Below are 12,220 nucleotides of genomic sequence, written 5' to 3'. Positions count from 1 at the left end.
TGCCTCTATATATACTCTTAACAGCCGTAAATAGTATTTAACAATTTACGAACATGAATCAGTCTAACATCTAAAGAGTCTACTAAATGATGATCATACTTAGCCGGTACAAACTCCCTACGAACATGCAAAGAAGATTCATCTGTTATTTCTTCATTAATATCAAAATATTTCATGCCTGCTTTAATGGCCGTTGATTTAATCAAGTCATTAAACCGCAAGTGCATATTCCGTCTTTCCAAATTACTTGGAAAATAAGACAACATTTCTTTTTTAACGCCCTCAACCTGAGATACGTTTTCTAAATTTTCAGCAATAATTCCTGTAGTATATTTAACAGCTAAAGCTCTATCGTAAGTTAAAACCGATAAATTCACTCCCTTAAACAAAAGCTGACTCAAATTCAAATCATAAATTTCTGCGATTGAAGAAACCTCTGCAACGAGAGATGAAGCCAATCCAGTTATATACTCATTAAAATCAGGCTTTTCTTGTTTAACAAACCAACGATAGTAATATCCAAGCTCTAAATCAACTTGACCCAATGCAAAAACAATATAATCAGGCTTATATAACTCATAAGCCTTTTTATAAGCATGCAATGTGTTCAGCGTTGATTCCCTTTTACCAAAACCAGATATTGTACTACCCCCAATAGTCTTTACTATTGAATTTACGCCACGTAAGTTGGAGTCTACCCCTCTCATGGACTCTGTAATATTAAAATAGGTAGTATGTGAGTCACCAAAAACAAGAAATTTCATAGATAAGACCCTTAACCTTACAACTCTTTTCCATAATTAAAATTTATAAAGTCAGCAGCATAAGAATTATAAATCAACTCTTGAGTATTATCATCAAAATATGACTTTAGTTTGTCGTTTGCCCCTGTAGCCATAGGTGACTTATTAACACTCTCATCAAAAGAAGAGTTATTGTTTTTTAATTTCAAAAGTGAATCCAGGATATTTAGATCATTTTTTAGGTTTTCAAATCTTCCAATGAAATCCCAGTTTGGAATTACATCAAAAAATATTTCTTCACTCTGAATACGCCAATGACTTTCCTGCTGCTTAGGTTCTTGCTCCGAAATCACTTTAACAAAATCACTGAAAGTTATTTTTGGCCCACATAATCCACCAGTATACTTAGCCAATGACTTATTACTTGGCGAATTAACGTCTTTAATTATTCTGTGCAAATAACAGGATAACACCCTTGAGTATGGGTTTCTTACAAAGGATATCTTTTTAAAAGATGGGCTCTCAATTATTGATATAAATTTATCTTCTTTTAACTGTGTCGGCCAAACATGTGGAGATACATATCTGTTATTAACATCAATAACCTTTCGGCTTGTTCCGGCAACTTCAATCTCTTGGAGAAAGTTTTTAATTGTACTGCTAGCTACCTTGCTAACTTGAAAAAAAACGTACTCATTTTTCAAAGAAATATGAGTATTTAAATCAAGCTCTTTATAGGTTTTTTTCTTTAACATTTCATTAATAATGCTCATTCTTGCCTCTCCAGTCAAACTAAATTAAAAGCTTATCAATATCATCAAATACGGTTTTTTCTGAGTATCGCTCATCTATCAATTTTTTGGCTTTTTCTTTCACATGATTAGCATCATCACTATCCATATTGAGATGCTTTTCAATAAGATAAACTGCTTCATCAGCATTTCTTACTATCCAGCTCGGATCATAGACTTTATCAGCATCTTCCCAAGGCCAAACAATAGGAATACACCCTGCCATTACTCCATCTGCTAAAGCATAATGAAATGATTCGTTATCACTTGTAGACAGAACGAAATCTACCTTCTGATACCACTGTTCGACATCGTTCCCCCAACCATCAAAAATCACATTACTTTTCAGATAAGGGCTAGATTCAATTCTTTTATATATCTCTTTGTAATACACAAGTTCATCACGCCTTCCTGGTGCATGCATGAACGGTAAGTCTTCAGGCAAATGACCTTTGCAGAACAGTTTTGCACTGGTTCCTTTTTTATTCAACCTCTCCACTACATCCAGCGCACGATCTAGGCGCTTAGTAGTAGGAACAATTCCAACCATACCTAGATTAGGAGTTAGTTTTTTATCTCGTTTAAAAAAACGATTATTTCGTACTCCGTTTGGCACTACTACAGTTTTACTTTCTTGCCAATTGAAAAGCTCCATCGCTTTTTCACGTATTAGAGGTGAGACAAAAATTATTCTATCTACATTGTCAACTAAAAGCCCATGACCAAATTTCTGAGCTTTTTTTCTCACCTCTTGAGCATGAATTCTGACTACGAGGTTAGCATTTTTCTTTTTATTTTTACTATACCAGACTGCATTCGCAAGCCCCCACTCACAAAGTATAGTTCCGCCCCAGTTAGAGTAATATTTACTAATATTGTAGTTAAGGCTCTCACCCCATTCCCACATATCAAGCGCTACTTTAGCGCCAGATTTTCGCAAATGAGTAATATATGGATAAATGAATTTTAGGTCATGGCCTGCGATTACAATCTGATTTCCAGAAAATGTACGCGCATTATCTTCATCTAACTTAATCGATAGCTTTTGTTTAAGTGATTTAAAAGTATAATTTTTCTGGACATTCTCCGACAAGTCGCTTAAGTATTTTTTAGAGTGGTCAACTAGAGAATCGAAATTACGCAATTTTTCTTCGAATTCAGAAAGATCGTTGATGAAAAAAGGATAGCTTTGGCCTAAGAACTCTTCATTTATTTTTGAGCGATATATAATACATGGCTTGCCTAGTGCAGCTGTCTCAACAAGTTTGGTCGAAAGTTCTAAAGTGTTATTTTCAAGATTAGGATCTCTATAACACCAGACCAAATCCATTTTAGACATTAAGGATATAGCATCTTCACGAGAAAGACTATCATAAAGCTCTATAAACGAACTATCTAATAAGCTTTTTACCTTTTTTACAAATGCTTGTCCTTCAGACCCTTTACCATAAATTTTACCAGTTGCAATGTGCAGTTTTATTAGTTTACCAAGTGATATCTGTCGTTGAACTTCTTCAATTAGCTCTATGACGCCCCAATTTGGTTGAACCTTACCAGCATAACCAATATGAAGAACATCAGATTCAGCATTAGACACCACCTCCTGATTAATCACTTCTTCAGGAATTGATGGTGGAAGATGAATACTATCAAAACTAAAGCCAACTACTTCCTCAACTTTACTGCGTATAGCTTCTGTCTGATACAATAGTGATCGGGCATTCAACATTATCTCTTTTAATTTACTAACTTTACTTCCCACCAAACAAAAACCATCAGGCTTAATTTCATAAAAATCTGTTATGTAGGGAAAGTGAATCCCAGTAAATTCTTTTCTTTTTTGCACTTCATAACTAATATCAACTCCCCTTGTTATAATAGAAGTTATTTCAGGGCAATGTGCATGCAGTAGGGTAAGAGCTTCTGTAACATTTTCAAGACTCATCGGAGCTTGAAAACCTATACTCTTAGGCTCCAATATAACCAAATCACTATGCTTGATAATATTAGAAACCACTTTATTATTTTTAATGTTATCTTTAAGCAATAAAATTGTTGGCCTAGTAGCAGACACTATGTTTGCTACTGAAGTCAACCAAACCGATGACCCATCTAAGACATTAGGGCTGACGTCACCATATATAATGGTTTTAGCTACTAAAGCTTTTCCTGAAAAATCAGAATTTATAAAATTAAAAACATTCTCGTAAGCTTCCTTTAAATTGAAATTTTTTTCATTGTTTACTAGAACTCCATTGCCAGCTGTCTCTTTAAACAAAGAGATGCTGATTTTATCCAAACCAACACTCCCTAGGTCTAAAAAGCACATCCCAATGCTTTTTACATAATCCGGGACTGATATATTAACTGAACTTTCCGTATTATCTACACCTTTTTTGAAAACAGTCACATATCTAAACCAGCGATATACATCCGAGTAATATGCAACACCCTCAGGTGGATTTACTTCGTTGCCATTTTCATTAAAAAATCGTAGTGCTAGTGCAATTTTCTTATTGGGAACTGGAGTTTCAGACTGGGCATGTATAGATATTTTTTTCAACCCATCGACTTTTATATGAGACCATGGGGTTTTACGAACCTTGCTATTAGGAGCTACCAGAGTAAAATTTGCGTTAACATTATTACTTGTAGGCATTAAATGTATAAAAGATTCTACAATATTGTCAACACTCAAAATCAAACTTGAAAAACTATCACTTCTTTCACTTTTGATGCTTATTGAATTTTTTAATGTTTCAATTAAACTTTCAATTTTATCTGACTGAAAAACTGACACATTTGTGTATTTTTTTGAATACTCTGCTAATGGCGCAATATCTGAAACAACTACAGGTTTATTGTATGCCAACGCTTCCACAATCTTCATTGGTGGAACTAGATGAGACACTGGCAACGCCTTTCTAGGAATAACAACCACATCTATCAAGCTGTAGAACCGACAAATTTCATTATGGTTTACTCTTCCAGAACATATGACAAATGATTCTTTTTCACTTTTTAAAACAGATACTAAGTCGCTGACATGTGGTTTCTCATCACCTACCAACAGTAGTTTTATATTAAACCCAGAAGCTACTAGCTTTTTACATGACTTAACAAGTAAGTCTAAACCTTCATAGCTATTAAAACTACCTACATAGCCAATTACAGTATCATTTTCACTAATACCTAACTTAGATTTCAAATCTAAATCAGCAGGCATGAATTGTGGTAGTTCACTTATTCCATTAGGGACAAGCTTCATGTTTTCTGGCTTGACACCACGCTTTACCAGCTCTGCTTGCATAGAAGAATTTAAAGTGAAGGTGGTAACACCCTGCTTTGCCACAAAAGTATCGCGCTCTGCTTCAATTTGGCAGGTTTTGCTACTTTCAAAAGCGGGATCTTGTGCAGCGCGTGATAGCTCCCAGAAACCGCGTACTTCATTATAAAACGGCAAACCTAGTCGCTTCGCCGCCACCCAGGCGGGTAAGCCGACTATCCAATTAGAGGCAGCTAGCACCACTTCTGGGCGGTAAACGCTGAACAGCGTCATGAATTGCTGAACGCTCGCTTCTAAGTGCTCGCGCTCGTTGGTCGGCGCAACATCATTAGGCCAGCGGCTATGAATATAACGCACCCCCTGTAGGATAACTTCAGGAGGAGTAGGTTGGCTATTTTGCTTTAACTCCCACGGTCTACCCGGCCGAACAAAACATAGAGTTTCAAAGCCATGTTGATTAAGGGCTTTAGCCACACCTTGTGTGCGAATCGCATAGCCGTTGCTCGCATAACTTTGACCATGACTAACCACATAAGCCACACGGCCTTTGATAGGCATTGAAAGTGCATGGCTGGTCTGATTCGCTAAATGCGTGGCGTGTTGAAGAAGCTCGTCCATGGGTTTCCGTGAGAGATAAAAGGTGAATGGTGAATGGTGAGTGGCGCTTTGGGCTGTGGAACAGCCTTGCCTTTACCACTCACATGGTTTAGCGATAATTATGGGTGGATATTTAACTCAGTAGGCCCACGGCGTCGATGACGGTTTCCTTACCGCTCACGGCCTTTTTATGAACAATAAACGGCTTGTGCTTCACTAACACACATACCACATCGGCTTGTGCCATGGCTTCATCGAAGGTCGCCAGTGTTACGTTATCGCCTTCTAGGCCTTTAGGCAGTGTTTCAATATTGGGTTCGACCACTTGTAGTTTGCAGCCCAGCTTGCCGATTTCTTTGGCAATCCCCAGGGCGGGACTTTCACGCAGGTCATCAATATCCGGTTTAAAGGCAACCCCCAAGCAAGCTACCGTTAAATCGCTACGTTTAACGTCCGGGTGCTGCTGGTGGTAGTACTCAAGCGCTTCTTTCACACGGCCTAGCACCCACTGCGGCTTGGCATCGTTCACTTCGCGCGCTGCGCGAATGATTTTGGCCTGTTCTGGGCAGGCATCTACGATGAACCAGGGGTCTACAGCAATACAGTGGCCACCTACGCCCGCACCAGGGGTCAAAATACTCACTCGCGGATGACGGTTTGCTAAGGCAATCAGTTCCCACACATTAATATCTAACTCGTGGCAAATAGTGGAAAGTTCATTTGCGAAAGCAATATTGACATCACGGAAGCTATTTTCGGTTAGCTTGGCCATTTCGGCAGTGCGAGCAGTGGTAGCAACACACTCTCCTTCCACCACGATTTGATAGAGCGCGCAGGCAGCTTCTGCGCATTTCGGGGTCATACCACCAATAACGCGGTCGTTCTCCACCAGCTCGCGAATTACATGGCCCGGTAATACACGTTCGGGGCAGTGGGCAATACGAATATCGGATGCTTCACCGTGGGTTTGCGGGAAGGTTAGATCTGGCCGTGCTTCTGCCAGCCACTCTGCCATCTGCTCGGTGGCACCTACGGGGCTAGTGGATTCTAGAACCACCAAGTTGCCCGGCTGTAATACCGCTGCCACGGATTTGGCTGCTGCTTCTATATAACTTAAATCTGCTTTGTGGTTCTGACCGTTTTCATCTGTATGGAACGGTGTGGGTACAGCTACCAAAAAGGCATCAGCGGGTTCAGGGGTAGTGGTTGCACGCAGGTAACCCTGCTTCACCGCAGCGTTCACCACAATATCTAGCTCAGGCTCTACAATATGAATATCGCCCTTATTAATGGTATCTACGGCGTGCTGGTTAACATCAACACCAATCACTTTCTTCTTCCGTGAAGCAAATACCGCTGCAGTCGGCAGGCCAATGTAGCCAAGGCCAATCATAGAGATGGTTTCAAATTTCATGTGTTTATCCGTGAATAGTGGATGTTGAATATTAAATGGTGAGTCGTGAATAGTTAGTGACGAGTATTTGATACTCGCCTATTACTGTTTCCACTCACTTAACACGTTGCGAATACGTTCGCAGGCGGTACCATCGCCGTAGGGGTTATGGGCATAACTCATGGCGTTGTAGGCTGCTTCATCTGTTAGCAGGCGGGTCAGTTCTTCAGTGATGGTAGAAGCATTGGTGCCCACCAGCTTTACGGTACCGGCGGAAACCGCTTCAGGGCGCTCGGTGGTATCGCGCATTACCAGCACGGGCTTACCTAAAGATGGCGCCTCTTCTTGAATACCACCGGAATCCGTCAGAATGATGTGGGCGCGATTCATCAAGTAAACGAACGGCAGGTAGTCTTGAGGTTCGATAAGATGGACGTTATCAATACCTGCCAATAACCGGTTCACTGGCTCGCGTACATTCGGGTTCAAGTGAACCGGGTAGAGAATTTGCGTATCAGGGTGAGCTTTGGCGGTATCTGCCAATGCTTGGCAAATACGCTCAAAACCGCCGCCAAAGCTTTCGCGGCGGTGCCCAGTGACCAGTATCAAACGCTTGCCTGCCTGCAACATGGGAAAGCGTGCGGCCTGCTCTTGAACCAATGCTTGGTTCGTATCCAGCTTGTGGGCAACATCCAACAGTGCGTCGATCACTGTATTGCCTGTTACGTGAATATCCGCTGGTGCGATGCCTTCATTCAACAGGTTTTGTTGAGAGGTTTCGGTAGGTGCAAAGTGCAGTTTTGCCAATGCCCCAGTGAGTTTACGGTTGCCCTCTTCCGGCCAAGGCGAGTATAGGTTGCCAGTACGCAGCCCTGCTTCTACGTGACCAACGGGGATTTGCTGGTAGTAAGCCGCCAGGGTGGTGGCAAAGGTGGTCGCGGTGTCGCCATGCACCAGCACAATATCAGGCTTAAACTCTTCAAAAACACCCTTGAGACCTTGCAGAATCCCGCAGGTGACATCGTTTAGGTCTTGGCCCGGTTTCATGATGTTCAGGTCAAAATCGGGTACTAGCTCAAATAAAGACAACACCTGATCCAGCATTTCTCGGTGCTGTGCCGTCACGCATACTTTAGCGTCAAAACGCTCATCGGCGGCTAATTGAAGCGCCAGCGGTGCCATTTTAATCGCTTCGGGACGGGTGCCAAATACGGTCAATACTTTCATTCTGTTACCTTAGCTGTTAATCAACGCTCTAATCGTTGGTACTCAAGTTCTTGGCAGCGCTGGTAGTAGTGCTCAAGAAGTTGCTGGGTTTCTTGTAGTTGTTGTTGGGCTTGTCCTGCTAGCTGAGCAGCACTCTCAGGAGTTTCGGCTAGCATTTTTGAACCGCTGCCAGCATATTTATCACACAGGTAGAGATTGGCTTTGAACAAGTGCTCGCCATACTGTTGGGCGGCTTTCTGGTAAAGCACTTTAGCGGCCGCATAGTTGCCTTGGCGAAACGCCAGCATGGCCTGCTTTACCAAGAGAGGATGTGCGCTCATAGGTTATCCTTTTCCTCATGTTGGGGCTGCATTTGGGAAGGCTGTAACAATTGAGTGATATGTTTTCCCAAAGCATTTGTTGCCTGCTGCCGCTGTTCACTTTGAACAATGAAGTCTACTGCCATCTGCTGTGACATTTGTTTGACTAACTCATGTAACAAATTAATTTGAGTGCTTTGCTGTCGAGCTTTGGCTAGCTGTTCTTGAGTCACTTTCAAAGATTCTTCTAGCATTAAAGCCTTCTTTTCACATTCAAGTGCCTGCTGCTTTCGACTTATGGACCAAGCATGAGTATTTTCTAGCGTTTCTTTTACCTGAGCTAGCTCCGCTTTAGCTTGAGCAAGCTCTGCTTCATGGACTAAAGATTCACTTTTTAATTTTTTAAAGCATAGCCAGCGTTCAATATGCGGGTGACGCTCACACTCACGAAAAATCACACGAAACCCTGCTTGCGTCAAAGCAAGCTCCCAAGTATTTGCGGTGATGTCTTTAGGTACTGATTCTTCTTTGCTTACACGCACTCGGAGCACATCGACTTTTTCAAACTCAGAAACATATTTAGCTAGCACGCTTGCATTACAAAAGTAGTCAATAAAAAGCCACTGTCCTGCACTTTGCCAATGCGTGCTTGCCCATTCAGCCAATGTAAATGGCTCACACGGCTTACTCTCTTGCTCAGTGATGTTCGGCCACAGGCTGGTAAGTGCTTCAGGTGCCAAAAGGCCGCTTTCAGCAGAATTATTTGCTACATAAAACGCATCAGCTTTGTTAAACCCGGCATCCATCACCAAATTGTGCAACTGCCACTGAGGCTGAGAGGCCTGCCATTTAGAGCTTAACTGGTGGAATGGCTGCTGGTTAGCTTCAACCAAATTGACGTTTTCGATAGCATGATCTGCTGCCCAGAAAAGTACTTCGCTGTAACCATTGCCTGCCCCTAACAGCGTTAATTTTGACAGTGGCTGTATGCCATAAAGAGCGCTTAGCCATTGCATAAGCGTAAGCGAATTGTGGCCATGCGCGGGCTTCGAAGGAGGAGCTTGAATGGAGTTAGGCGCAACCGTCATAGAGTGCTCGCTGTGATGTTAGTGTTCTTGGCAAGATTTCTGCAGATGATTAATGTTGGCGTTCTTTATGGAAAGCCTTAGTTTCTCGGCTTAATGCCATCGGTAGTTTCATCCAGCCCATAGGAGAACCAGCATTATCCATTAAAACTTTCCCTAAACGATAAGAGAGGTGCCGTTTTACCTGTTCTGCCAAATGGAAATCAGCATATTGTGAAATAGGTGGCAATCTTTCTCCATTACGCGCCTTCATATCTTTTTTATAGGAATCATATTCACGCTTTAACTTTAAAGGTAGGCAGATAAAGTCTGTCACGCTGTAGCTATTCACTAACACTGCCCCTAACCGATAAGTAAGCTGGCGCTTAATACGCTGGTCGGCACCGTAATAAGGCCCTTTTTCAGAAACTACTGTGGCTTTTTTTCTAGCTTGGCTATACAGCTTTTCTAACTCTTCCTGAACTATATGCAACTGCTCTAGCAGCATGCTGTTTTCTTGCTGTAGCTCAGTAGTATCGACAGCCGCAACGGCTGGAGTAGGAGGAGTTTTTTTCAACTCCTCGTTTTCACGCTTTAAAGCAGCATTCTTAGAGATTTCTTTTTCCAGTGCCTGCTGCAATTTCGTTAGCGTATTAAGCAATACAGCTCGCTGTTTTCTAAAGTGTTGCCAAGCATCCTCACTTGCAACTTCACTATTAATTTCATTTGGCAGAGAAGCACTCGCCTGTAACTCTTCAAAGAGGGAAAGTGCTGGATGCTTTTCCACCATCTGCTCACTTAGAAGGCGTGCTAGTGGCTCTGCTTCTAAGTATGCGAGCTCGGCCTGCTCACAGCCTTCCAGAGAGTTCAGTACGACTGTTAATCGGCTGGCCTTAGTGGTTGTCACTGCACCTTCTGCTGGCTTAGCTGAAAGCCCAGGTAGTGCTTTAATTACCTCTTGAGGCTGGCTAAGGAGCTGCTGAGTGTGAACCAGAAAGCTGCGCTCAGGATGACGAAGATAAAAGGCTAACAATGCACCATGATAGGCCGCCCAGTTATTGAGCACCTCAGTCGGGGATATGCTTTCTTTGCGATCTAGTGCATTTTGCAACGCAATGGCAGGATGCTGGTACACCAACAGAAAAGCTGTTTGATCATCTACCTCATGCCACATATTCAGTAAGGGAAGTGTGTTAGATGAGGCCCAGCCCCATACGCCCTTCTGTTGCATATTACCTAGCAGAAAATCCAGAGCTAGGCCTTGCCATACACTACTGGGCGTTAACTGGCTTAACTCGGCCTCGGTTTGCACCTGTTTGATGTTAACGGCGTTATGGGCTTTAAAAAGTGCGGCTTCAATATCGTGAACGCTCATGCCTTCCCTTCTGGAAGGGGCTGCCTCTCCCATACCATAGTGTTTCAACAGTGCTTCTACGTCCGTGTACCCCGAAGATGGATGGCCGACAATAGCAATTCTATTCACTGACTCACTTCTCCTGCTTTATATGTTAGTAGTATTAAAAGGCGTTTAATCCAAGCCATCCATCGCTTCTAATGTGGTTTCTGCATGCTCTTTTTGTAGATGAGCGTTTTTAAGTGCTTTCTCAATAGTCGCTTTACGCGGTGCTTCCCAATTTTCAGTTTCCGCTTTTTCGAGCAATTGAGTAAACGCATTGATGCTTAGCTGCGCTTGATTCACTTGAACCTTGACAGATTGCCGAGCACCAATAGGTGTTTGATCTATAGTCTCGCTAAGTTTTTTTACCCGTTCATTGGCTTCTAACCGCAGATGACCAAGCAATTGCACTTCTTCATTAGGCCATTTTTCACGTTTGGCTTGTTGAAGACGCTGCGCAATGCCGTTCATGTACTGTTTGGCTTCTTTAAGCTGTTTTTGCAGTTCCTGAACCTGGGCTTTATTAAAGGTTGCCGGATCGCCATCTAACGTGTGTGTGGGTTCTTCACCCCCACTAACACCAGCCTGCTTTTGCTCATCCACATCGGTGTGGTACGCCAAAATGGCCTCGTTGATATCGTCGTACCAATAGGCCTGACCATCCTTTATGTAGATACCTACTTGGCAAAGGTCTCGCAGAATACCCTCGCCGTGCGACACCATAATGAGTGATGCTTTGCCCACTTTCTCTTTAAAAAGCGCTTGTGCTTTGGCTTTGAAAGAGCGGTCGCCTACGGCGGTGGCTTCATCTGAAATGTAAACGTCAAAATCAAACGAGAGCGATAAGCCAAACGAAAGGCGCGAGCGCATACCTGATGAATAGGTACGTACGGGTTCATCGAAGGCTTCGCCGATTTCCGCGAAGTCCTGAACGAATTCGATAACGCGGTTGACTTCTTCTGGCCCACACCCTTGAGCACGTGCAACAAATTTGGCGTTTTGGCGGCCAGTCATGTTGTTTTGCATGCCGCCTGCAAGCCCTACTGGCCACGAAACGCGGCTGTGGCGTATCACCTCGCCTCTATCTGGGGTGTCCATACCTGCAATAAGTCGCAATAGTGTTGATTTACCGGCACCGTTGCGGCCTATCAGGCCTACGCTCACCCCGGTGGGTATGGTGAGGTTGATGTCTTTGAGCACCCAGTCGCTACCGTGGTGGTTGTGGTAGCGCTTGTAGAGATTCTTTATTTCGATCATTGGGTATTTGGTTGCCGATGGTGTTCTGTGGTGGCGCTTCAGCCTTCGATGGCGTGATCGGGGCGGCTAACGCCGCCCTCCGCGGGTGCCTCTTTCGCTCGTTGCTCTCGCTCTTTCGTTACGCCGCGCTACGGGGTTGGTGCCGTCATTCGGGTGTTGCCACGATT

At 43.1% G+C, this 12,220-nt stretch carries 9 protein-coding genes; all 9 read right to left on the bottom strand.

The window, feature by feature from the left end; all coding sequences use genetic code 11:
- Positions 1 to 17: 17 nt before the first annotated feature.
- A complete protein-coding gene (locus tag MHM37_RS10230; protein ID WP_239296569.1) occupies positions 18 to 764 on the bottom strand; it encodes a hypothetical protein in 747 nt (248 codons plus the stop codon).
- 17 nt (positions 765 to 781) lie between these two features.
- Positions 782 to 1,516 (bottom strand): sulfotransferase family 2 domain-containing protein, encoded by a 735-nt coding sequence (locus tag MHM37_RS10225; protein ID WP_239296568.1) that lies wholly within the window; start codon positions 1,514 to 1,516, stop codon positions 782 to 784.
- Between the two features lie 19 nt (positions 1,517 to 1,535).
- On the bottom strand, positions 1,536 to 5,438 hold the full coding sequence (locus MHM37_RS10220; RefSeq protein WP_239296566.1) for a glycosyltransferase: 3,903 nt from the start codon (positions 5,436 to 5,438) through the stop codon (positions 1,536 to 1,538).
- 112 nt (positions 5,439 to 5,550) lie between these two features.
- Positions 5,551 to 6,831: a UDP-N-acetyl-D-mannosamine dehydrogenase gene (gene wecC, locus MHM37_RS10215; RefSeq protein ID WP_239296565.1), complete on the bottom strand. Its 1,281-nt coding sequence runs from the start codon at positions 6,829 to 6,831 to the stop codon at positions 5,551 to 5,553.
- Positions 6,832 to 6,912: 81 nt separating this feature from the next.
- Positions 6,913 to 8,037, bottom strand: a complete 1,125-nt coding sequence (wecB, locus tag MHM37_RS10210; RefSeq protein WP_239296564.1) for a UDP-N-acetylglucosamine 2-epimerase (non-hydrolyzing) — start codon at positions 8,035 to 8,037, stop codon at positions 6,913 to 6,915.
- A gap of 20 nt (positions 8,038 to 8,057) precedes the next feature.
- Positions 8,058 to 8,357: a hypothetical protein gene (locus MHM37_RS10205; protein ID WP_239296563.1), complete on the bottom strand. Its 300-nt coding sequence runs from the start codon at positions 8,355 to 8,357 to the stop codon at positions 8,058 to 8,060.
- Entirely contained in the window at positions 8,354 to 9,424 is a 1,071-nt protein-coding gene (locus tag MHM37_RS10200; RefSeq protein WP_239296562.1) for a hypothetical protein, read from the bottom strand. The genes MHM37_RS10205 and MHM37_RS10200 overlap by 4 nt, the downstream gene beginning before the upstream one ends.
- A 49-nt stretch (positions 9,425 to 9,473) precedes the next feature.
- Entirely contained in the window at positions 9,474 to 10,883 is a 1,410-nt protein-coding gene (locus MHM37_RS10195; protein WP_239296561.1) for a hypothetical protein, read from the bottom strand.
- Between the two features lie 45 nt (positions 10,884 to 10,928).
- Positions 10,929 to 12,053 carry an ABC transporter ATP-binding protein gene (locus MHM37_RS10190; RefSeq protein WP_239296560.1) on the bottom strand — a complete coding sequence of 375 codons (1,125 nt, stop codon included), beginning with the start codon at positions 12,051 to 12,053 and terminating at the stop codon, positions 10,929 to 10,931.
- Positions 12,054 to 12,220 lie beyond the last annotated feature (167 nt).

This window comes from Halomonas sp. MMH1-48 (assembly GCF_022348105.1).
Lineage (GTDB): Bacteria > Pseudomonadota > Gammaproteobacteria > Pseudomonadales > Halomonadaceae > Vreelandella > Vreelandella piezotolerans.
This window is presented reverse-complemented; position numbering and strand designations above follow the sequence as displayed.